Source organism: Streptomyces sp. NPDC042100, from assembly GCF_055582325.1.
In genome coordinates this window covers 104,022-124,878 of record NZ_JBVJDK010000004.1, presented here as the reverse complement: position 1 = coordinate 124,878, position 20,857 = coordinate 104,022, and the positions used below count along the sequence as shown (strand labels likewise).

Sequence of the window (20,857 nt, the reverse complement as noted above, 5' to 3'; positions counted from 1 at the left end):
CGCCCCACGACGAGGGGAGCAGTACGTGCTCATGGCCCACCCCGCGGTCCTGCGCGAGCTCATCGCACAGTACGAGACGCTCACGATGCTCAAGGCCGAGAACGGCGGCGAGGAGGTGCGCCGGCGCATGGACGACATCGCCTACACGCTCTGCGTGTCCACCGGTACGCGGGACGTGGACGCGGCGCTGATCGCGGCCCGCCACCGTCTGCCGGGCGCGCGCCCCGAGGACGACTCGGTGCTGACCGCCTGAGTACGCGGCCGGGCCCGGCACCCTCCTGGCGGAGGTGCCGGGCCCGGCCGCGTCACCGGTGGTCGCGCGCCGCCTACCAGCGGTACCAGCGGCCCGAACCGCCCTTCGGCCGGGCCACGAAGCCCAGCAGCCACACGACGAGCACGATGACGGCTATCCACCAGAGCGCCTGCACGGCGAAACCGGCGCCGAAGAGGATCAGGGCGAGCAGCAGGACGAGGAGCAGGGGGACCATGAGGGTCTACCTCCGTGAAGACGTGGACGGACGATGAGGGAAAGCGTGCGAAAGGGCCGATCGGCGCGTGCGCGCCCGTCGGCCCCGGGCCGGTCGGCGAGCGCCCGTTCAGGCGCGGCGTGCGAAGAACAGGGCCAGCCGGCCCAGGTCGCGCCGGGCCGCCAGGCGCCCGCTCCGGCGCCCCCACCCGTACGCGAGGACGAGCGCGGCCGCACCGGCCGCGGAACCCGCCGCCACGGCCCGGTGGGTCCACACGGCGGACCACAGGTCGCCCGCGGTGCCGCGGACGGTCCCCCGGAACGGCGAGGCGGGGGAAGGCGGGTCCCCGGCACCGTCGGGGTCCGCACCGGGTACCGGGCCGGGCCAGTCCGGGACGGCGTAGGGGCCGGTCCGGTGGAAGCGGTTCCGTCCGCTGTTCTCCGAAGCACTCATGGGCACCGTCTGGCCGGAGTCCCGCCCGCTAAACCTGGCGGTTTCCGCGCCCCGCCGCTCCTTGGTCCGCCGCGCGCTTGAGCGCGCCCGTCCGGGACCGACGCCCGTCGATGGTGACGTCACTGATCCTGGTCGGTACCGCCCTCGGCGCGCTCGCCACCGGCCTCGCGGCCGTCCTGGTGTCCCCGTGGCGGTGGTGCGCGGCCGGGCCCGCCCTGCCGCTCGCCGCGGTCGCGTCGTACGACGTGGTCCAGCGGCGCCACTCGATCCCGCGCGACTGTCCGCTCCTCGGGCACCTGCGGTTCGCGATGGAGGCGATCCGCCCGGAGGCCCCGCAGTACGTCGTCGAGGGGAACGTCGACGGCGTGCCCTTCGACCGGGACACCCGGTCCATCGTCTACCAGCGGGCGAAGGGCACGGACGCCGAGGACCCCTTCGGCACCGAACTGGAGCCGGACCGGACCGGGACCGAGTACCTGGTCCCGTCGATGCTGTAGAGCCGTTCGCACCCGGTCTGCTCCTTTCGCCCGCGTCGCTTCCGGAGACCTGGGCAGGCGACTGGAAGGCGGCCCATCCGGACCGGTTCACCCTCCGGTGAGCCGGCCCGGCGGCCACGAGGAAGGGAGACCCCAGGCCCCGTACCGTCGCCCAGGCGATCGGGCTGACCGGCATCCGGGTCACCGCGCCCGCCCAGCTCGACGAGGCGGTGCGCGAGGCGCTCGCCCTCCCCGGACCGGTCCTCCTCGATGTGCTGACCAACCCGGCGGAGGTGGCCGTCCCCGGAAAGCGCGGCACGCGGCACGATCGGGGCGGGGCGCCGCACGGCGCGGGCCCCGTCGACGGGGGCAGGCGAGTGGCCCGCACCGTGGAAGGTGCGGGCCACTCACGGGTGCCGTCGATCCACGGCAGAAGGGGGGTGCCGCGGACCCGGCGCGAGCGGGTCCCCCGCTCGGGACCCGTCTGCCCCGGCGGCCGGGATCCATGCGCCGGCGCGCGGGAAGGGGGCGACGGGGGCCGTCTCCGGGCGGGCCGGCCCGTCAGAGGGCTCCGCCGCCCGGGAACTGCCAGGGCATCCGGTAGTACTGGCCGATCTCCTCGCGGTACTGGCGGTCCGCGAGGTGCTTGTCGGCGACGAACTCGGGCGAGTCCTTGACCTGTTCCTTCGACAGGGAGAGGCGGAGGGTCTCCTCCTCCGGGTCCACGAGGACCACCGCCCGCGCCGGGATGAGCACCTCCTTGCCGAAGATCCACACGCCCGTGTCCACGACCAGGTAGGAGTCGTCCACCTCGTCGGAGTGCTTGTCCACCTTGCCGATGTGCCCGTCGGAGGCCTCGACGCGCCAGCCGGTGAGGTCGGTGCCCGTCAGGTGGCCGGAAGCCGTGTCGAAGGACCACGGATTGTCGTTCATCGCTGTCACTCCTCTGTCGCTCTTCTCGTGCAGGGTGCGGTGCCGGCCGCCTCAGAGCAGGTCGCGACGGTCGTCGGTGACCGTCGTGACCGGCGGGACCACCACGCGGCGGCGGCGCAGCACGGCGGTGTAGACGGCGGTCCCGAGCACGCCGACGGCCATCAGGATCAGGCCGACCAGATCGAGGTCGACCCCTTGCATCTCCCAGTCGGTCGCGAACGTCAGGATGGCCCCGACGGCGATCATGATGATGAACAGCCCTATACCCATGTGTGCTTGCTCCTCCCCTGCGTCGGACAGCGTCCGCGTACCCGGGTCCCCCGGGATCATTCCGCCGTTTCGAGGAGATGTACGGACCGGCCCCCGCCCGCCCTCGAACGCGCCGGACCGCCGATTCGCCGTCCTCCAGGGGATGTTCGCGGAGGGAGGGGGCAGGCGTTCGAACAGCGGGCCGCGCACACACCGGCGGGCCGCGCACCCGACCCCCGGCCCGTCGGCGGCGGACCGGTCACATCCCCAGGGAGCACACCGATGCAGCTCCGAGCGAGGCCCGCACATCCGGACACCACGGGGACGGCGCGCGCCGTCGCCGGGCGCTACCGGCTCGACCGTCTCCTGGGCAGGGGCGGCGCGGCGGACGTGTACGAGGCACTGGACCTGCGGCTGCGCTGCCCCGTGGCGGTGAAGCTGTTCCGGCCCGCGGACGCCCGCCGGGCCGCCGCCCAGTGCGACGGGGAGGCCCGGACGCTGGCCCGGATGCGCCATCCCGGCCTGGTGGCCCTCTACGACACGGGCCGCGACGACGGCCGGCCGTTCCTCGTGATGCGGCTCGTGCGGGGGACGACCCTGCGGCGGCGGATCGCCCGGGGCGTCCTCACGCCCGCCGAGACCTGCCGGACGGGTGCGGCCCTGGCCTCCGCGCTCGCCCACGTCCACGCCCGGCGCGTGGTCCACCGCGACGTCAAGCCGTCGAACATCCTCCTGGACCGGTCGGGCACGCCGTTCCTCACGGACTTCGGGATCTCCCGCCGCGTCGAGGCGGCGGCCGACGGCGCCGAGGACGCCGAGGACGCCGAGGACGCGGACACGCTCGTCGGCACCGCCTCTTACATGGCGCCCGAGCAGGCCCTGGGCCGCGGTACGGGGCCCGCGGCCGACGTGTACAGCCTCGGCCTCGTCCTGCTCGAAGCGCTCAAGGGCGAGGCGGAGTACGGGGGAGCGCCGCTGGAGGCGGCCGTGGCCCGGCTGTACCGCCCCCCGGTGCCGCCGGCCGGCCTCCCGGCGGGACTCGCCCGCCTGCTCACGGCGATGACCGAACGCTCCTCCGAGGCCCGGCCGGACGCCGCCGCCTGCGCCCGGATCCTCGCCGACCCGCGGACCTCGGGGCGGGCTCCGGCGCCTCCCGGCGCACGGCCGGGCCCACCCGCACCCGTCCGGGCCGTGGTGGCGGGTCTCGCCGCGCTGGGGCTCACCCTGACGGGCACGCTGGGCGGAGCTCCCGCCGGCCGGGCGGCGCACGGGAGCCGGACGGACGTGCCGGCGGCGCCGCTCCCCCAGGACAACAGCGGCCCCGAACACTCCATCTGACGTCCCGCCATGTCTGCGGGGGTGTGAAATCCCCGTCCGGGGCAACACGGAGTGCCAGGACACGGACATCGGAGGAGAATCCCATGACCGCACTGCTGGACCGCATCAAGCGCTTCGTCCGCAGCCCCCAGGGACGCGGCGCCGCCGCGTCCCTCCGGCGCGCCGCGGCCGACCCCCGCAAGCGCGACCAGGCGCGCCGCCTGTTCGGCAGGCTGCGCCGCCGCTGACGCGCGCCGCGCCGCGAGCCCCACCAGGACGCGCCGATCGGCACCGAGGGCACCGGCGGCCCGGGCGCGCGTACCCCCGCGCCGCCGGTCCCCTCGGTGACGCTGATCACGAGGGCCCAGGGGCGCCGCCTGCGTAGGCTGGTGGGGCCGCCGTGGTGGAGGGTCCCGGACAGCTCGGGCCGGCCGCCGCGGCCCGACCCGTCATAGGGTGGGGAAACAGCCCTTGACCTGCACATGCGCAGGCAGGGAGCCTACGTCCAGGAGTACCTCGATGCTGCGTACCATGTTCAAGTCCAAGATCCACCGCGCCACCGTCACCCAGGCCGACCTCCACTACGTCGGCTCCGTCACCGTCGACGCGGAGCTGATGGAGGCCGCCGACCTGCTGCCCGGCGAGCTCGTCCACATCGTCGACATCGACAACGGGGCCCGGCTGGAGACCTACGTCATCGAGGGCGAGCGCGGCTCCGGCGTGATCGGGATCAACGGGGCCGCGGCCCATCTCGTGCACCCCGGGGACCTGGTCATCCTCATCAGCTACGCCCAGATGGCGGACGCCGACGCCCGCGCGTTCACGCCGCGCGTCGTGCACGTCGACGGGGCGAACCGCATCGTGGAGCTGGGACGGGACGCCTCGGCGCCGGTCCCCGGGAGCGACACGGTACGGGCGCCGCACGCGGTGCCCGCCCGGGTCTGAGCCCGTCCGAGCGAGCGACCGGGAGGACCCAGGGCATGACCCAGCTGACGATCCGCGACGACCGGGAGAGGCGCCGTCTGGAGGCCTTCGACGACGGCGAGTACGCCGGTGTCGTCGTCTACTTCGCCCTGGACGCGGCACCGCACGCCCTCGTCGTGGTGCACACCGTCGTCGAGGCGACCCACGAGGGGAAGGGCGTCGCCGGGGCGCTGGTCCGGGAGTTCTACCGGATCGCCGCCGCCGAGGGCGTCCCCGTCGTCCCGCTCTGCCCGTACGCGGCGAAGTGGGCCGAGCGGCACCCCGAGGAGGCCCCGGCGGCGCCCCCGGAGATCGTCCGCGAGGCCAAGCGCGAGCTCGCCGCCTCACCCGAGCTCTGGTGACCCTCCGGGGGCCGCGACGGCCCCCGGAGGGACCTGCTCGGCGCGCGGGTCAGCACGGCACGGGTCACCCTGGACCAGGGATCCGCCCCGCCCGACGACCCCGAGCCCGTACCGGAGCGTGCCATGACCCAGCCCCCGTACCCCGATCCGCTGCCCCCGCCGGTGCCGGCCCCGCCCGGCCCGCCGCCGGTGCCCACGCCGCCGCCCGTGCCGCCGCCGAACCCGGTGCCCGACCCGGAGCCGCTGCCCCAGCCGGGACCGGCGGGCACGAGCTGACGGAGCCGCCGGGGGATTGCGCCGGAGCCCTTGTCACGTACGGTTGCCCGCCCTTACCGTGGGCGACTGCATACGCCTTCAAGGGGGGCCCATGGCCGTACGCGGGAGACACCGCCGGTACCAGCCGAGCCTGATCAACCGAGCCTCGCTCACCGTCACCGCGGGAGGCGCCGGCATGGCCCTGCCGCTGGTCGGCGCGGGCACGGCCCAGGCGGCCTCGCTCGACGTGTGGGAGAAGCTCGCCGCCTGCGAGTCCACCTCCAACTGGCAGATCAACACCGGCAACGGCTACTTCGGCGGGCTCCAGTTCAGCCAGTCGACCTGGGAGCGGTACGGCGGCACGCACTACGCGCCGCGCGCCGACCTGGCCTCCAAGGACCAGCAGATCGCCATCGCCGAACGGGTCCTCAAGGGGCAGGGCCCCGGCGCCTGGCCCGCCTGCGCGCCGCGCGCGGGCCTGGAGCGCGGCGGCCCCGGACCCGACCTGGCGCCGCAGACCCAGCGCACCCGGCCGGTGGCGGACACCGCCACGGCCGCCACCGCCGCGAAGGCCGCGTTACCCGCGCAGCGGAAGAAGCCCGCGGGCACCAGCCCGACGGCCGTCCCGACCGTGCGGGAGATGTACACCGTGGCGCCCGGCGACTCGCTCTCCGCCATCGCCCGCGAGGAGCGCGTCCACGGCGGCTGGCAGCGCCTCTACCAGGCGAACCGGAAGGTCGTCGGCGACGACCCCGACCTCATCCACCCGGGCCAGCGCCTCACCCTGCGGATGGCGCAGCCCAAGGCCGCCCAGGCACCCGCGAAGCCCGCCAAGCCCGCGACGAAGCCCGCCGCGAAGCCGGCGCCTAAGCCCGCCGCGAAGGCCCCGGCCGCCCGCCCGGCGGCCAAGCCCGTGACCCGGCCCGTGGCCACCCCCGCCGCGAAGCCGGCCGCCAAGCCGGCCCAGAAGCCGGCCGCCAAGCCCGCCGCGAAGCCGGCCCAGAAGCCCGCCGCCCGGCCCGCCGCCCCCGAGGCCGACCGCTTCACCTCGCCCGTCTCCGACACCGACATCGGCACCCGCTACCGCAAGTCCGGCTCCTCCTGGGCCAGCGGCTACCACACCGGCGTCGACTTCCCCGTCCCCACCGGCACCTCCGTACGCGCCGTGGCCACCGGCACCGTCGTCTCCGCCGGCTGGGGCGGCTCGTACGGCTACCAGGTGGTCATCCGGCACGAGGACGGCCGCTACAGCCAGTACGCCCACCTCTCCGCCCTCACCGTCCGGGAAGGGCAGCGGGTCAACACCGGGCAGCGCATCGCGCGCTCAGGATCGACCGGCAACAGTTCGGGGCCGCACCTCCACTTCGAGATGCGCACGGGTCCCGGGTACGGCTTCGACATCGACCCCCTGGCCTACCTGCGCGCCCGGGGCGTTCCCATCTGATCGCGCCCCCGCCCGGTCCAGCCGGTCGAGGGTGAGCTGGACCAGGCCGCCCGCCGCCACCGCGCCGCAGATCAGCGCGGCGACGGCGCCGGCCGTCCCGTAGCGGAAGGACTCGCCGAACAGCGTCAGGCCCACCGTCGCCGCGATCACCGGATTGACCACGGTGACCGTGGCGAGCGGCGCCGCGAGCCCCGCGCCCCGGTACGAGGCCTGGGAGAGCAGCAGTCCGGTCACCGCCAGCGCCGACAGCGTCAGCAGACTCGTCCACTGGGCGAGCGGAGCGCCCGGCGTCCACACCTCGGCGACCGTCTTCGTGAAGACCGACGCGATGCCGAACGACACCCCGGCCGCCGCGGCCAGGATCACGCTCCGCAGCACCGAGCGGCCCACCGCGCGCGCCAGCCCGAACAGCAGGACGACCACGCCGAAGGTGCCCACGGCCAGCAGGTGCCGCTCGTCCGCCGCGAGGGTCCCCGACCCGGCGCCGCCGGTCAGGCTCAGCAGCCCGGCCAGGCCCGCCGTCGCCATCAGCGCGCCCCGCCAGGCCCGGCGGCCCGCCCGGCGGCCCACGAACAGCGCGGCCATCGGCAGCGCGAACACGATCGTCAGGGCGCCCAGCGGCTGGACCAGGCTGAGCGGGCCATAGGCGAGCGCCGCCACGTGGAGCGCCGCGCCGAGGCCGTTGAGCAGCACGGAACCCCACCAGGCGGGGACGCGCAGCGGGGCGTAGCGCGGGCCGTCGGCGGCGGCCGCGACGCGCTCCTGCACGATCGCCGCGGCCGCGTAGGCGACCGCCGAGACCAGGGCCAGGAGCACGGACAGCAGGAGGGGGCTCATACCTTCCACGATCCCCCTCCCGGGCGCTCCCGTCTTCGTACCAGGGGACGCGATCGCGGGTACCGCGGATGGAGTACGAAGCCCCCTCGTACACCCTGGGGTGGAGGGCCGCGCAGGTCAGGACGGGGGGAACGGGTCGATTTCGGTCTCCTGGACGGGGCCGGCGGCGGCCCCGCGCGGAATCCGGAACGAGCCGGCCGGCGCGTGACGCGGTCCACAGCGGCCCGCACCCCGATCCCGCCCCCGCCGCCGCGCCGGTACGGCAGGATGCGGGCGTGGATCCCGACGAGAGCGCCCCCGGCGACGAGCCCGCGCGCGGCGTGGAAGCCCCGCGCGGCGACGAGCCCGCGTACCGCGCGGACACCGCCGAGGTGGGCGGCTTCTTCGCGCTGCGCACCGCCCCGCCCGCCCCCGGCACGGCGCACCGGCCGCTCGCCCTGCTGTACGCGGGGGAGGACGCCCCGCTCGCCGCGCGCGTGGACCGGGTCGCCGCCCGGCTCGGCGCCCCCGAGCGGCGGGTCGGCGCCTCGGTCGCCCACCTCGGCCTCGCCGCCCGCCTCTGGTCCACCGCGCTCGGCCCCGCCGCCCTCCACGGCCGCTTCCCCGACCTGACCCCCGGCACCCTGCACTGGGACGGCGCCCTCAGCTCGCCCGAGGACCTGTGGTGGTCCGGTACGGGCAGCCGCCCCGCCGGGGTGGCGGAGCTGCGGGCCTTGGTCCTGGAGGCCCACCTCGTCCCGCTGCACGCCGCCTTCGCGCGCGACGGGCGGATCTCCGAGCGGCTGCTCTGGGGCAACGCGGGCTCCGCGCTCGCCGGAGCCCTGCGCGAACTGGTCCGCTGGGCCCGCGCCCACGGCCGCCCGGACGCCGCCGACCGCGCGACCGCTCTGGTCCACGGCCTCCTCGACCACCCCGAGCTGGCCCGCACCGTCCGGGGCCCGGCGCTGCGCCGCGCGAGCTGCTGTCTCTACTACCGCTGCCCCTCCGGCGGACTCTGCGGCGACTGTGTGTTCGACCACCCGCCCCGAACGGGTTTGGAGCGGCGGCCCCCCGCTCCGTAAAGTTGCGTCTTTGGGAGAAGCGACGGAGTGTGCGAGCGCTCCCGGAGCAATCACGGCGCGAGCGATCGAGGAACGACGAAGGCCATGACGGTGACTGAAGAGACCCAGGACCACGGGCCGGGCATCGACCCCGAGCGCCTGGCCGTCTGCCTGAGCGTGCTCGACGAGCTGGACAAGATCGAGGTGGACCACCCGGACGCCATCGCCGTCCGGCGCGCGACCGCGGGCATCTACCGGACCGTGAAGCAGCGCCGCCGCCAGGAGCGCCGGGCCGCCAAGACCGCCCACGACAAGGCCGTCACCGAGGCCACCGCCACCGGCTCCGCCCAGCGCATCGACGACGAGACCGAGGGCATCCTGCCCAGCTCGGTCACCGAGGCCGGCGAGATCGCGGGGATACTCCAGCGCCCGCGCTCCTGCTACACCTGCAAGACGCGCTACGTCGAGGTCGACTTCTTCTACCACCAGCTCTGCCAGGAGTGCGCGGCCCTCAACCGCTCCCGCCGCGACGCCCGCGCCGACCTCACCGGCAAGCGCGCGCTGCTCACCGGCGGCCGGGCCAAGATCGGCATGTACATCGCGCTGCGGCTGCTGCGCGACGGCGCCCACACCACCGTCACCACCCGCTTCCCGAAGGACGCCATCCGCCGCTTCAAGGCGATGGAGGACTCGGCGGACTGGATGCACCGCCTGGAGGTCGTCGGCATCGACCTGCGCGACCCGGCGCAGGCCGTGGCCCTCGCCGAGCAGGTCGCCGCGGCCGGTCCGCTCGACATCCTGGTCAACAACGCGACCCAGACCGTGCGCCGGCTGGCCTCCGCGTACGCGGCCCTGGTCGACGGCGAGAACGCCCCGCTGCCCGCCGGCGAGCTGCCCGCCCACCACGTCATCGGCGCCTTCGGCTCCGGCGCGGTCGGCGAGCTCGGCTCCGGCGCGGCGCTCCCGGCCGGCGTGAGCGGGCTCGACGCCCAGCAGGTCGCCGACCTCGCGCTGGTCGCGGGCAACGCGAGCGTCGCCAGACACCTCGACGGCACCGCCATCGACGCGGGCGGCCTGGTGCCGGACGTCGTCGACTCCAACACCTGGGTGCAGTCCATCGAGCAGATCTCGCCGGTGGAGCTGCTGGAGACCCAGCTGTGCAACTACACGGCGCCGTTCATCCTCATCAGCAAGCTGCGCGGGGTGATGGCCGAGGCCGCCGCCAAGGCGCCCAGCGGGCGCTCGTACGTCGTCAACGTCTCCGCGATGGAGGGCGTCTTCAGTCGCGGCTACAAGGGCGCCGGCCACCCGAACACCAACGCGGCCAAGGCCGCGATGAACATGGTGACGCGGACCAGCGCCCAGGAGATGTTCGAGACCGACCGCATCCTGATGACCTCGGTCGACACCGGATGGATCACCGACGAGCGGCCCCACTTCGACAAGCTGCGGCTCGCCGAGGCCGGCTTCCACGCTCCGCTGGACCTCGTGGACGGCGCGGCCCGGGTCTACGACCCGATCGTGCGCGGCGAGCTGGGCGAGGACCTCTACGGCGTCTTCATGAAGGACTACGCACCCGGTAAGTGGTAGTTCGTCCGCGCCCGGGAGTAAAGGGCTTCACCCGATCGCGTCACACTTTGGTGCCCCATAGAGCGCTGACGCGCTCATCTGGTTAATCTGATGTCCACGGACGGCCACCAGGGTTTCACCGAACCCTCACGGCCGTCCTGGGGACAGGCCCGACCAAGGCCGCGGCCCCGCCCGGAGAACGGCGCCACCGCGACCGACGGTCCTAGTCCCCCTTGGTACGCGACACAAAGGAGTGCGCGGTGACACCAGAACTGACCCAGCAGGAGCAGCGTCCGGCCGAACCGGCCGAGCGCAAGCGCCGGTCCGGCGAGCTCGGCAGCCTCGAAGTGTGGGCCCGCTCGGCCCCGATCCGTCTCGCCGGCTACGAGGACGACCTCGCCGAGCCCCACATCCTGCAGGGCATCGACTGAGTCGGCGATCGCCTTCCCCCGTGCCCCCGGCCGCCCCGCGCGCCCGGGGGCACGGGCATTCCCGGCCCCTCACGGCGGCCCCGCCGCCTCCCGCAGCCGCACCGGCGGCAGGTACTCCCGCACCAGCCCGCGCCGCCACCACGCCCCGGTCTCCCGCAGCTCGCGCGGGCCGGTGAACCGGTAACGGTAGAGCCGGGCCCGCACCAGGACGGGCGGCGCGTCGGGGAAGGGGTTGTGGCGCAGCAGCCGCAGGGTGTCCCGGTCCCCGGCGAGCAGCCGCTCGACGAAGGGCCCGAACCAGTCGCGGGCGTAGCCGGGGGAGAGCGCCGCGAACCACATCAGCCAGTCCAGCCGCAGGTGGTACGGGGCGAACTGGCGGGGCATCCGGCGCGGGTCGCCCGGCTTCCCCTTGAAGCCGTACTCCCGCCAGACCGTGCCCGGGCCGGGCTCCGGGTCGTCGGTGCCCTCGATCACGATCTCGTCCCGGATCCGGCCGACCGTGCCGAAGGCGCCGTAGGTGTTGACCAGGTGGAAGGCGTCGAAGGAGCGGTTCATCGCCTGCCGCCGGGAGAGCAGGTTGCGCACCGGGTGGCGGCTGAGCACCAGGACCAGGGCGGTGGCGGCGCAGACGACGGCCACGTACCAGAGCGGGGGGTCCGGGAGCGGGTGCGGGCCCGTGACGAGGGAGCCGTCCATCGCGGACAGGGCGAGCAGGATGGTCAGCCAGTTCAGCCAGGCGAAGTTGCCGGAGAGCACCAGCCACAGCTGGGTCGCCGCCATCAGGCCCGCCGCGACGGTCGCGACCGGCCGCGGGGCGAAGAGCAGGAACGGGACGGCGAGCTGCACGACGTGGTTGGCGGCGCACTCCGCCTTGTGCAGCGGCTTCGGCAGGTGGTGGAAGAACCAGCTCAGCGGGCCGGGCATCGGCTGGGTCTCGTGGTGGTGGTAGAGGCAGGTGAGGTCCCGCCAGCAGCGGTCGCCGCGCATCTTGATCAGGCCCGCCCCGAACTCCACCCGGAACAGCAGCCAGCGGAGCAGGAAGAGGACCAGCACGGGCGGCCCGGTGTCGTCGTTGCCGAGCAGGACGGCGAGGAAACCGGTCTCCAGGAGCAGCGACTCCCAGCCGAAGGCGTACCAGGTCTGCCCGACGTTCACGATCGACAGGTAGAGCCCCCACAGCAGCAGCCACAGCAGCATCGAGGCGGCCAGCGGCACCGCGTCGCCCGCGCCCGCCGCCATCGCGAGCGCGAGGCCCGCCCCGCCCCAGGCCACCGACGCGAACAGCCGGTCGGAGTAGCGCCACTGGAAGAGGCTGGGCGCGCGCCGCGCCGGGACCCGGCGCACATACGCGGGTACGGGGAGCATCCCGCGCTCCCCGATGAGGGCGCGGAACTGGAGGGCCGCCGAGAGGAAGGCGACGAGGTACAGCCCGGCGAGCCCCCGCTGGAAGACGATCCGGCTCAGCCAGTAGTCAGGTGCGGTGAACCAGCCCATGGGACGCCCATGGCCGTGGGGCGGCGCCCCGGAGCCGGGGGCCGCCCGTCAGGTCCCGCTACTCCTCGTCGGCCTTCCGCTCGCCCTCCGCCTGGGACGGCGTGGTGCGGAGCGTCTGCGGATGGCGCTGCGCCTTCTGCTGCGGGTCCAGGTCCTCTTCGAGGCGTTCACCCTCGGCCTGCGCGGGTGTCGTGTACTCGTCGTACTGGCTCATGGCTGCCTCCTTCGGGAAGCACGGGAGAGTACAGAAGAACCGTAACCCCGATCCCCCTGTCAGCGGGCGACGAGAGCGGTGAGGGAGCGGCCCAGTCTGCGGGCGTAGGCGAGCTGGAGCGCCCGTACGACGGGCCCGCCGAGCCGGGTGTACCAGACGGCGGCGCGGCTGAACGCGGTCACGGTGAACCAGACCGAGCCGTCCGCGCGCAGCTCGGCCACGAAGGACTCCTCGCCGCACTCCGGGTGCCCGGCGAGGGTCCCGTAGGCGAAGCCCGCCTCGGTCTCGGTGGCCGTGGTCCAGATGACCCGGCACGGCGCGCTGAAGCGGACCGGGCCGAGGCCGAGCGAGACCTCCAGGGTGACGCCCGGCTCGGCGCGGACGGCGGCGCTGGTCACCCGGGCGCCGGTGGCCCGGTGCATGGCCCAGGTGGTGACGGCCGCGCCGGCGGCCTCGAAGTCGGCCCGGCCGAGGCCCACCCGCACGCTGTGGCTCAGGTGGTGGTAGCCGGCCGGCAGCGGCCGGGCGCGGGTCGCGCCGACCTCGGGGTAGTTGGGCGCGGCGGCCCCGCGGACCGGGGTGTCGGAGAGACTGCGCAGGAGACGGGTCATGCCGGGAGCTCCGTTCGGGGAGTGGGACGTGGTGCGGTGCGGGACGTGGTGCGGGACGTGGTGCGGGACGCGGTACGGGGAAGGGGGCGGCGGGCCCGGGTCCCGGCGCGGTGCGCGGGGTCTCCCGCGCGGTCCGCCGGGGTCCTTGGACGGAGCGGGAGCCCGTGCGGGCGGCGGCGCCAGGCGAGCAGCGAGCAGAGGGCGAAGCCGAGCGCGTTGCCGAGGCCGTGGGTCGCGGCCATCCAGGTCAGGCTCGGGTGCGGCAGCCCGGTGGCCTCGCCGAGCGCCCAGCTGAACGCGAGCAGCATGGTGACGGCCAGGACCGAGGCCGAGACCCCGAGCAGGGCGCGGGTGACCGGGTCGGGCGCGGCGGCGCGGTGCTCGCGCCAGGTCGTCAGGGCGACCGCCCACATCCCGGCGGTGAGCACGACGGCCCCGGCCAGCTCGGCCCAGTCGTCGACGAAGTAGCCGAGCAGCACCAGCAGGGTGCCGAGCGGGACGCTGTACGCGGCGAAGCGGGCGGCCCGGGTGCCGCTCGTCCGGCAGACCAGTCCGGCGACCAGGGCGGCGGCGAAGCCCGCGAAGTGGAAGTGCGGGACGGTGAGCGCGAGGATGCCGAGCTCGAAGCCGAACAGCTCGTGCCCGCCGCGCTCGGCGACCAGGGCGAGGCCCGCGACGGAGGGCGTGACCAGCGCGGTCAGGACCGCGACCTCGGCGGGGGCGGGCGGGCGCCACGCGCGGGCGGCCACGAGCCGGGCCGGGGCGTACAGCGCGAGGGCCAGGGTGGCCAGCGCGTAGCACCCGGCCAGGGCGGCGGCGAGCGGGGAGCGGGGGAGCCAGAGGGCCACCGCCCCGGGCAGCGCGAGCAGCGGCCAGACCCGCGTCAGCAGGCGCGGCGCGGGCGGCCGGCGTGGCCCCTCGGCCGGTCTGCCGCCCCGACGGTCGTCCGGTCTGCCGTCCGGTCTGCCGCCCCGCCCGTCGACAGGTCTGTCGACCGGTCCGTCGACGAGCCGCAGCCCCAGCGGGACGATCACCAGCATGCCGAGCGTCACGATCAGCGCCACCAGTACGGACACGGCGGCCACCCCCCTGTGTTGAACGTGTTCAACCTTCAGGAGTGAGCGTAGGGCTTTGCTTGAACACGTTCAAGGGCGGGGTGGGTGACGGCTCCGCGCCGGATGGGCGTACGTGGATTGCGGCGCCCCGGGCCCTGCGGCAGACATGAAGGAACGACTCGGGGGCGAAAGGCGGGAGCACAGGTGCGCACACCCAGACGATGGCCCACGCGGCCCGCGGCCGTGGCGGGCGCCGCCCTGGCCCCGGCCCTCCTGATGGCGGGCTGCGCCTCCGGCGGACCGGCCGAGGCGGGCGCGGAGCAGACCGCCGCCGCCCCCGTCCGCGAGGTGCTGCTCCAGGCCGCCGGCGCCCAGGGGCCCGACGCCTTCACCCCCTCCACCGTGCAGGAGGGCGCCCCCGCGCGCTCCGGCACCGTGCCCGACGGGGTCGTCGGCACCCCGGTGCCCGCCGCCCGCGAGGTCGGCGGCGCCACCCCGGGCCTCTACGCCGGCACCCGGTCTGTCGCCAGCTGCAACGTCGCCCAGCAGGTCGCCCTGCTCACCGCCGAGGCGCCCCGGGTCCGTTCCTTCGCCGAGGCCGCCGGGATCCCCGAGACCGGGGTGGCCGGCTGGCTGCGCGGGCTCACCCCCGTCCTGCTGCGCGCCGACACCCGGGTCACCGACCACGGCTACCGCGACGGGCGCGCCACCGCCTTCCAGTCCGTCCTGGAGGCGGGCACCGCCGTCCTCGTCGACCACTACGGCGCCCCCAGGGTCCGCTGCGCCGGCGGGAACCCGCTGCGCTCCCCAGCCGCCGCCCCGGGCGCCGTGCACGGCGGGAGGCCCTGGCCGGGCTACGCGCCGGACCGGGTGGTCGCCGTGACCCCCACCAGCACCGTCGTCACCAGCCTGGTGATCGCCGGGCTCGCCGACAACACCTGGATCGAGCGGAAGGCGGGCAGCGACGGCGAGGCGGATCGCAGGCCCGGCGTGCTGCCGCCCTGCGACCCCGCCTCCTGCGACCCCGTCACCGCCCCGGCCGAACCCCTCCCGGACGCCGGGGCGGCCCGGCCCCCCACCGCGCCGCCCCCCTCCGCCGACCCGCGCGGCTCCGCCCGCCCGGACGCCCCCGCGCGGCCCGAGCCCCCGGCGCAGGAGCCCCCGTCCCGCGAGGCCCCGCTGCCCGACGGCCCCGCCCCGGACCACACGGCTCCGGACCACACGGCTCCGGACCACACGGCTCCGGACCACACGGCTCCGGACCACACGGCTCCGGACCACACGGCTCCGGACCACACGGCCCCGGACTACACGGCTCCGGACCACACCACCCCCGACCACACCACCCCCGACCACACCACCCCCGACCTCCCGATGCCCGATGCGCCCCATGACCTGCCGCCCGAGCCTCCCAACGCAGAGCCCCCGCCCTCGTACGAGGAGTTGTTCCCGAACGACCCGGCCGCCGAGCAGCCCTCGACCTTCCCGGGCTGACCGACCCGGAGCCCGGCTCCCTGCCCGGCCCCCTGTCGGGCTCCCTGCCAGGCTCCTCCCCGGTCCCGATCCGAACCCATTTCCGATCTTCGCCGTGCGCGGGGGCGGGGCTGCGCCTAGCGTGGCCCCATGAATGCGGGCAGAGGGGGCGGGGAGGCGGCCGAGCGCTGCCGCTGTGAAGCGGGCTCGGCGGGGCCGACCTGCTGTTTTCTTCATGAGTTCGGCCGGGAGCTGCGGATGGGCAGCTTCGACTGGGACCTGCTCACCGGCCGGATGACCATGGACGAGGGAGCCCTGGACGTCTTCGACCTGGACGCCGACGCGTACGACGGCGACCCCGCCAGTCTGGCCTCGCGGGTGCTGGCCGACGAGAGCCGCCGCCTCGACACCCTGGTGACCCAGGCGCTCAAGGACGGCAGCGACCGCTACGGCGCCTACTTCCGCATCCGGACCCGCACCGGCGCGCAGCGCTGGACCCACACCCAGGGCCTGGTCCGGCGCGACGCGGACGGGCGCCCGTTCCGCATCGTGGGCATCGTCCGGGACGCCTCCGAGGAGCTGACCGAGTCCGCCGCGCGGCTGGGGCTCGACGAGGGGCGGCGGCAGCGCACCAGCGTCGTCGAGGGCACCACGGCGGCCCTCGCCCACGCCCGGACCGTGCAGGACATCATCGACTTCCTCAACGACTCCCAGGGCCTTGAGCACTTCGGCGCGGCCAGTCTCGTCATGGGCCTCCTGGAGTCCGGGCGGATCCACCTGGTCGCCGAGGGGCCCGAAGGCGCCTTCGTGCCCGGCACCCGGTTCACCCGGGTGGACGAGCCGTACCCGATGGGCGAGGTCATCCGCACCCTGCGGCCCCGGTTCATCGAGTCCCCCGAGGAGTTCGCCGCCTCCTTCCCGGTGCTGTGGCCGCACATCAGCGGACTCGGCATCACCTCCGCCGCCTATCTCCCGCTGATCGCCCAGGCCCGCCCGATCGGCGCCTTCGGCCTGCTCTACAGCGGGGAGCGGACCGGCTTCAGCGCCGACGAGCGCAACCTGCTCGTCGCGCTCGGCAGCTCGATCGCCCAGAGCCTCCAGCGGGCCATGCTGTACGAGCAGGAGCACGACCTCGCCGAGGGCCTCCAGCAGTCGATGCTGCCGCGCCGCATCATCGACGTGCCCGGCACCCAGATCGCCGTCCGCTACCGCTCCGCCCGGCTGGGCCGGGACATCGGCGGCGACTGGTACGACCTCATCCCCCTGCCCGGTGGCCGGGTCGGCGCGGTCATCGGCGACGTCCAGGGCCACGACACCCACGCCGCCGCCGTCATGGGACAGCTGCGGATCGTGCTGCGCGCCTACGCCGCCGAGGGGCACACCCCGGCCACCGTGATGGCCCGCGCCTCCGTCTTCCTGCACGAGCTCGACACCGAGCGCTTCGCCACCTGCACCTACGCCGAGGCCGACCCGGCCACCGGACTGGTCCAGATCGTCCGCGCCGGCCATGTGGACCCGCTCGTCCAGGACCCCGACGGCACGGCCCGCCGGCTCCCCGTGGACGGCGGGCTGCCGCTCGGCCTGTCCGCCGAGTTCGCCCGGCTGGACTACCCGGTGACCACCGTCGAACTCGACCCCGGCCAGACCCTGCTGCTCTACACCGACGGCCTGGTGGAGAAGCCGGGCGCCGACCTCGACGAGGGGCTCCAGTGGCTCTCCTCGCTGGTCAAGCGCGGGCCCCGGGACCTCCAGGAGCTCGCCGACCACCTCTGCGACGTCGTCGAGGAGCGGGGCGGCGAGGACGACGTGGCGATCCTGCTGCTGCGCCGCGACGGCGACCGGCCGCAGCCCGGCGGGCGCCTCCAGCAGCACGTCGGGCAGAACGACCCGGAGGCGCTCAGCTCGGCCCGGCACATGATCCGGGCCGCGGTCCGGGCCTGGGGCGCGGGCACCCGCTCCGACGAGATCGAGCTGGTCGCCGACGAGCTGATGACCAACGCCCTGATGCACACCGACGGCGGCGCCATCGTGACCCTGCGGATGCTGCCCGGGGCCGAGCGGCGGCTGCGGGTCGAGGTGGAGGACCGTTCCAGCGCGCTGCCCCGCCGCCGCGAGGCGGGCGAGGCGGGGGTGTCCGGGCGCGGGCTGTTGCTGGTCGACCGGATCTCCGACCTGTGGGGCGTGGAGCCGCGCGGCGGAGGCAAGTGCGTGTGGTGCGAGTTCGTCACGGACCAGCCACCGGAGGAGTGAGCGGCCCGGTCGTCAGAGGAGTGAGCGGCCCGGCCGCTGGGGGGAGCGGGCGGCCCCGGCGGGCGTCCGCCGCCGTCCTCGGGCAGGCTGGGACCATGCCCGAACTGCCCGAGGTCGAAGCCCTCCGCGCCTTCCTGGACGAGCACCTGGTGGGCAAGGAGATCGCCCGCGTGCTGCCCGTCGCGATCAGCGTGCTCAAGACCTACGACCCGCCGCTCGGCGCCCTCGACGGGGCGCGGGTCACCGGGGTCGCGCGGCACGGCAAGTTCCTGGACATCGCCACCGAGGGCGGCGCGGGGGAGCTCCACCTGCTGGTGCACCTCGCCCGGGCGGGCTGGCTCCAGTGGAAGGACGTGCTGCCCGACGGCCCGCCTCGGCCGGGGAAGGGCCCGCTGGCCCTGCGTACCGCGCTCACCGGGGGCGACGGCTTCGACCTGACCGAGGCGGGCACCACCAAGCGCCTCGCGGTCCACCTCGTGCGCGCGCCCGGCGAGGTCCCCGGAGTGGCCCGGCTCGGCCCCGACCCGCTCGCCGAGGACTTCGACCTGGCCGCCTTCACGGCGCTGCTGGCCGGTGAACGGCGCCAGATCAAGGGCGCGTTGCGCGACCAGAGCCTGATCGCGGGGATCGGCAACGCCTACAGCGACGAGATCCTGCACGTGGCCAGGATGTCCCCGTTCAAACCCACCCAGAACCTCACCCCGGAGGAGACCGCCGCCCTGTACGCGGCCATGCGGGAGACCCTCGCGGAGGCCGTCGAGCGCTCCCGGGGAGTGGCCGCCGGGAGGCTCAAGGCCGAGAAGAGGAGCGGGATGCGGGTGCACGGGCGGACCGGCGAGCCGTGCCCGGTCTGCGGGGACACCATCCGCGAGGTCTCCTTCAGCGACAGCTCGCTCCAGTACTGCCCGACCTGCCAGACCGGCGGGAAGCCGCTGGCCGACCGCCGGCTCTCGCGCCTGCTCAAGTGACCTTCGGGTGCCGCCCGTTCAGACCAGGGCGGCGGCCAGCGCGGCGAAGGCGGCGACGATGACGGCGACCCGGGCGTAGTGGTAGCGGTCCCAGCGCGCCTGCTGCTCCTTCCAGTCGGCGGGCCGGTTCTCCGGCGTCCAGGTCTTGCCCCGGTCGTTGATCGGCACGAGCAGCAGCACCGACATGAGCACGCTGACGACCAGCAGCGCGCCCGCCGTGACGAGGAGTCCGGTCCCCGCCCCGCCCCACCCGGCGACGGCCAGCACCGCGACCAGGGCGAGCGAGCCGACGTACCAGAAGGGCATGACGGCGCCGAGCATCCGGCCCCCGTGGGCGCGGCCCAGCAGGCCGCTGTCCTCGGGGAGGGCCTTGAAGATCGGGTTCATCACGAAGGCGACGGAGAACTCCACGCCGACCATCAGGCCGACGACCACGACGGTGACGACCTCGACTGTGCTGAGCATGACGGTCCCTCCGGGGAACGCAACGGGATCTAGCGTCGCTAGCTGATGTGGCAACGCTAGTGCTGTCATCGCTTGCTTGTCTAGCGGTGCTAGCATCGGGTCATGTCGGTACAGGAACGCAAGCAGCGCGAACGGGCGGACCGCGAGCGCCTCATCGTGGCCACGGCCCGCGAACTCGCCGAGAGCCAGGGCTGGGACGCGGTCACCACCCGCCGGCTCGCCGAACGCATCGAGTACAGCCAGCCCGTCCTCTACAGCCACTTCCGAGGCAAGCGCGAGATCATCGGCGCCGTCGCCCTCGAAGGCGCCGCCGAGCTGGCGCGGGCCGTCCGCGCCGCGACCGGCGCCGCCGCCGGCCCGCGCGCCCGGGTCGCCGCCCTCGCCCGCGCCTACCTCGACTACGCCGAGCGCAACCCGGCGGTCTACGACGCCATGTTCCAGCTCGACGGCGGCCTCGCCTTCGCGGACGAGGACACCCCCGCGCCCCTGAAGGACGCCTTCGCCGCGCTCCTGGAAACCCTCGGCGAGGCCGCCGGGGACGGGGTCGACCCGGGCCTGTTCACCGAGACCTTCTGGGCCGCCCTGCACGGGCTCGCCACTCTGACCCGGGCCGGACGGCTCCCCGCCGCCGACGCCGGACGCCGCGCGGAACTGGTCGCGGACCGCCTCGCCGTACTCGCTGCGGCCCCCGGGGACACCCTCAAGGACCTGACCGGTGGATCGGGGCCGGACAGGCCCTAGACTCCCCGCATGGTGCGCGTACTGGCCGTCGACGACGAGGCGCCCGCCCTGGGGGAGCTGCTCTACCTGCTGCGGGCCGACCCGAGGGTGCGCAGCGCCGAGGGGGCGGGCGACGCCACCGAGGCCCTGCGCCGGATCGGGCGCGCCCTGGAGCCCGGCCCCGGCGGCGGCGAGGGGCCCGGCGCCCTCGACGTCGTCTTCCTCGACATCCACATGCCCGGCCTCGGCGGCCTCGACCTCGCCCGGGTGCTCGGCCGTTTCGCCCGCCCACCGCTCATCGTCTTCGTCACCGCCCACGAGGGCTTCGCCGTCCAGGCCTTCGACCTGGAGGCCGTCGACTACGTGCTCAAGCCCGTGCGCCGCGAACGCCTCGCCGAGGCCGTCCGCCGCGTCCACGACCTCGTCCACGCCACCGCCCCGGCCCCCGCGCCCGAACAGATCCCGGTCGAACTCGGCGGCGTCACCCGCTTCGTGCCCGTCGACGCCATCGCGTACGTCGAGGCCCACGGCGACTACGCCCGGCTGCACACCGACCACGGCAGCCACCTCGTCCGCATCCCGCTCTCCGTCCTGGAGGAGCGCTGGGCCGACCGGGGCTTCGTCCGCATCCACCGCAGCCACCTCGTCGCCCTCGGCCGCGTAGACGAACTCCGCCTCGACGGCGGCGCCACCTCCGTCCGCGTCGGCGACGCCGAACTCGCCGTCTCCCGCCGCCACGCCCGCCACCTCCGCGACCTCCTCATGCGCCGCACCCCCTGAGGCCCCGGCCCCTACCGGCGCCCCGGCCCTT

At 75.2% G+C, this 20,857-nt stretch carries 25 protein-coding genes and 2 pseudogenes; 17 read left to right on the top strand and 10 right to left on the bottom strand.

Features of this window, described 5'->3' with window-relative positions:
* The first annotated feature begins 25 nt into the window (after window positions 1–25).
* The gene (locus tag ACZ6J5_RS10540; protein WP_469389841.1) at window positions 26–253 is read left to right on the top strand and encodes a DUF5133 domain-containing protein; all 228 of its coding nucleotides are present in this window, start codon (window positions 26–28) and stop codon (window positions 251–253) included.
* A gap of 73 nt (window positions 254–326) precedes the next feature.
* Here the strand turns inward: ACZ6J5_RS10540 and ACZ6J5_RS10535 are convergent, their stop codons facing one another.
* Together ACZ6J5_RS10535 and ACZ6J5_RS10530 are read right to left on the bottom strand one after the other, a co-directional pair.
* Complete coding sequence (locus tag ACZ6J5_RS10535) at window positions 327–488, bottom strand: DUF5670 family protein (RefSeq protein ID WP_469389840.1); 162 nt, start codon at window positions 486–488, stop codon at window positions 327–329.
* A gap of 108 nt (window positions 489–596) precedes the next feature.
* Window positions 597–920 carry a hypothetical protein gene (locus ACZ6J5_RS10530; protein ID WP_469389838.1) on the bottom strand — a complete coding sequence of 108 codons (324 nt, stop codon included), beginning with the start codon at window positions 918–920 and terminating at the stop codon, window positions 597–599.
* A gap of 110 nt (window positions 921–1,030) precedes the next feature.
* Between ACZ6J5_RS10530 and ACZ6J5_RS10525 the strand changes: the two genes are divergently transcribed.
* Window positions 1,031–1,417: a hypothetical protein gene (locus tag ACZ6J5_RS10525; protein WP_469389836.1), complete on the top strand. Its 387-nt coding sequence runs from the start codon at window positions 1,031–1,033 to the stop codon at window positions 1,415–1,417.
* 128 nt (window positions 1,418–1,545) lie between these two features.
* A pseudogene (locus ACZ6J5_RS10520) lies at window positions 1,546–1,707 on the top strand (thiamine pyrophosphate-dependent enzyme); the annotation flags it as partial.
* A gap of 250 nt (window positions 1,708–1,957) precedes the next feature.
* Here the strand turns inward: ACZ6J5_RS10520 and ACZ6J5_RS10515 are convergent.
* Window positions 1,958–2,329, bottom strand: a complete 372-nt coding sequence (locus ACZ6J5_RS10515) for a PRC-barrel domain containing protein (RefSeq protein ID WP_469389834.1) — start codon at window positions 2,327–2,329, stop codon at window positions 1,958–1,960.
* Between the two features lie 51 nt (window positions 2,330–2,380).
* Window positions 2,381–2,599 (bottom strand): DUF6458 family protein, encoded by a 219-nt coding sequence (locus ACZ6J5_RS10510; RefSeq protein WP_469389833.1) that lies wholly within the window; start codon window positions 2,597–2,599, stop codon window positions 2,381–2,383.
* 261 nt (window positions 2,600–2,860) lie between these two features.
* On the opposite strand from ACZ6J5_RS10510, the gene ACZ6J5_RS10505 reads away from it, so the two are divergent.
* The 6 genes from ACZ6J5_RS10505 (at window position 2,861) to ACZ6J5_RS10480 (ending at window position 6,919) form a co-directional block, all read left to right on the top strand.
* Window positions 2,861–3,916, top strand: coding sequence for a serine/threonine-protein kinase (locus tag ACZ6J5_RS10505; protein WP_469389831.1), 1,056 nt, complete (start codon window positions 2,861–2,863; stop codon window positions 3,914–3,916).
* 83 nt (window positions 3,917–3,999) lie between these two features.
* The gene (locus tag ACZ6J5_RS10500) at window positions 4,000–4,143 is read left to right on the top strand and encodes a hypothetical protein (RefSeq protein WP_469389829.1); all 144 of its coding nucleotides are present in this window, start codon (window positions 4,000–4,002) and stop codon (window positions 4,141–4,143) included.
* A gap of 271 nt (window positions 4,144–4,414) precedes the next feature.
* Window positions 4,415–4,840: an aspartate 1-decarboxylase gene (gene panD / locus ACZ6J5_RS10495; RefSeq protein WP_469389827.1), complete on the top strand. Its 426-nt coding sequence runs from the start codon at window positions 4,415–4,417 to the stop codon at window positions 4,838–4,840.
* 35 nt (window positions 4,841–4,875) lie between these two features.
* Window positions 4,876–5,220: a GNAT family N-acetyltransferase gene (locus tag ACZ6J5_RS10490; protein ID WP_469389825.1), complete on the top strand. Its 345-nt coding sequence runs from the start codon at window positions 4,876–4,878 to the stop codon at window positions 5,218–5,220.
* A 123-nt stretch (window positions 5,221–5,343) separates the two neighbouring features.
* Window positions 5,344–5,496, top strand: coding sequence for a hypothetical protein (locus tag ACZ6J5_RS10485; protein WP_469389823.1), 153 nt, complete (start codon window positions 5,344–5,346; stop codon window positions 5,494–5,496).
* Between the two features lie 91 nt (window positions 5,497–5,587).
* Window positions 5,588–6,919 carry a transglycosylase family protein gene (locus ACZ6J5_RS10480; RefSeq protein WP_469389821.1) on the top strand — a complete coding sequence of 444 codons (1,332 nt, stop codon included), beginning with the start codon at window positions 5,588–5,590 and terminating at the stop codon, window positions 6,917–6,919.
* Here the strand turns inward: ACZ6J5_RS10480 and ACZ6J5_RS10475 are convergent.
* Window positions 6,800–7,756 (bottom strand): DMT family transporter, encoded by a 957-nt coding sequence (locus tag ACZ6J5_RS10475; protein ID WP_469389819.1) that lies wholly within the window; start codon window positions 7,754–7,756, stop codon window positions 6,800–6,802. The genes ACZ6J5_RS10480 and ACZ6J5_RS10475 overlap by 120 nt on opposite strands.
* Before the next feature lie 320 nt (window positions 7,757–8,076).
* On the opposite strand from ACZ6J5_RS10475, the gene ACZ6J5_RS10470 reads away from it, so the two are divergent.
* The 3 genes from ACZ6J5_RS10470 (at window position 8,077) to ACZ6J5_RS10460 (ending at window position 10,796) form a co-directional block, all read left to right on the top strand.
* A complete protein-coding gene (locus ACZ6J5_RS10470) occupies window positions 8,077–8,817 on the top strand; it encodes an IucA/IucC family C-terminal-domain containing protein (RefSeq protein ID WP_469390512.1) in 741 nt (246 codons plus the stop codon).
* Between the two features lie 84 nt (window positions 8,818–8,901).
* A complete protein-coding gene (locus tag ACZ6J5_RS10465; RefSeq protein ID WP_469389817.1) occupies window positions 8,902–10,386 on the top strand; it encodes an SDR family NAD(P)-dependent oxidoreductase in 1,485 nt (494 codons plus the stop codon).
* Window positions 10,387–10,625: 239 nt separating this feature from the next.
* Complete coding sequence (locus ACZ6J5_RS10460; protein ID WP_469389816.1) at window positions 10,626–10,796, top strand: hypothetical protein; 171 nt, start codon at window positions 10,626–10,628, stop codon at window positions 10,794–10,796.
* A gap of 69 nt (window positions 10,797–10,865) precedes the next feature.
* Here the strand turns inward: ACZ6J5_RS10460 and ACZ6J5_RS10455 are convergent, their stop codons facing one another.
* Genes ACZ6J5_RS10455 through ACZ6J5_RS10440 form a run of 4 tightly spaced genes read right to left on the bottom strand, consistent with a single transcriptional unit; the run spans window position 10,866 to window position 14,191 of the window.
* Complete coding sequence (locus ACZ6J5_RS10455) at window positions 10,866–12,290, bottom strand: lipase maturation factor family protein (protein WP_469389814.1); 1,425 nt, start codon at window positions 12,288–12,290, stop codon at window positions 10,866–10,868.
* A gap of 58 nt (window positions 12,291–12,348) precedes the next feature.
* Entirely contained in the window at window positions 12,349–12,504 is a 156-nt protein-coding gene (locus tag ACZ6J5_RS10450) for a hypothetical protein (RefSeq protein WP_469389812.1), read from the bottom strand.
* Between the two features lie 59 nt (window positions 12,505–12,563).
* Window positions 12,564–13,115: a DUF1990 family protein gene (locus ACZ6J5_RS10445; protein WP_469389810.1), complete on the bottom strand. Its 552-nt coding sequence runs from the start codon at window positions 13,113–13,115 to the stop codon at window positions 12,564–12,566.
* Window positions 13,112–14,191 carry a YndJ family protein gene (locus tag ACZ6J5_RS10440; protein WP_469389808.1) on the bottom strand — a complete coding sequence of 360 codons (1,080 nt, stop codon included), beginning with the start codon at window positions 14,189–14,191 and terminating at the stop codon, window positions 13,112–13,114. Before ACZ6J5_RS10440 ends, ACZ6J5_RS10445 begins: the two co-directional genes overlap by 4 nt.
* Window positions 14,192–14,374: 183 nt before the next feature.
* On the opposite strand from ACZ6J5_RS10440, the gene ACZ6J5_RS10435 reads away from it, so the two are divergent.
* The 3 genes from ACZ6J5_RS10435 (at window position 14,375) to ACZ6J5_RS10425 (ending at window position 18,861) form a co-directional block, all read left to right on the top strand.
* Window positions 14,375–15,664 carry a DUF6777 domain-containing protein gene (locus ACZ6J5_RS10435; RefSeq protein ID WP_469389806.1) on the top strand — a complete coding sequence of 430 codons (1,290 nt, stop codon included), beginning with the start codon at window positions 14,375–14,377 and terminating at the stop codon, window positions 15,662–15,664.
* A 129-nt stretch (window positions 15,665–15,793) separates the two neighbouring features.
* On the top strand, window positions 15,794–17,893 hold the full coding sequence (locus ACZ6J5_RS10430; protein WP_469389804.1) for a SpoIIE family protein phosphatase: 2,100 nt from the start codon (window positions 15,794–15,796) through the stop codon (window positions 17,891–17,893).
* Window positions 17,894–17,988: 95 nt separating this feature from the next.
* Window positions 17,989–18,861, top strand: a complete 873-nt coding sequence (locus ACZ6J5_RS10425) for an Fpg/Nei family DNA glycosylase (RefSeq protein WP_469389802.1) — start codon at window positions 17,989–17,991, stop codon at window positions 18,859–18,861.
* An 18-nt stretch (window positions 18,862–18,879) separates the two neighbouring features.
* Here ACZ6J5_RS10425 and ACZ6J5_RS10420 read toward each other — a convergent pair whose 3' ends face one another.
* On the bottom strand, window positions 18,880–19,326 hold the full coding sequence (locus tag ACZ6J5_RS10420; RefSeq protein ID WP_469389801.1) for an anthrone oxygenase family protein: 447 nt from the start codon (window positions 19,324–19,326) through the stop codon (window positions 18,880–18,882).
* A gap of 102 nt (window positions 19,327–19,428) precedes the next feature.
* Between ACZ6J5_RS10420 and ACZ6J5_RS10415 the strand changes: the two are divergent.
* Both ACZ6J5_RS10415 and ACZ6J5_RS10410 read left to right on the top strand, forming a co-directional pair.
* Window positions 19,429–20,004: pseudogene (locus ACZ6J5_RS10415) on the top strand (TetR/AcrR family transcriptional regulator); the annotation flags it as partial.
* Window positions 20,005–20,076: 72 nt separating this feature from the next.
* Window positions 20,077–20,826 carry a LytR/AlgR family response regulator transcription factor gene (locus tag ACZ6J5_RS10410; protein ID WP_469389800.1) on the top strand — a complete coding sequence of 250 codons (750 nt, stop codon included), beginning with the start codon at window positions 20,077–20,079 and terminating at the stop codon, window positions 20,824–20,826.
* Window positions 20,827–20,857: the final 31 nt, after the last annotated feature.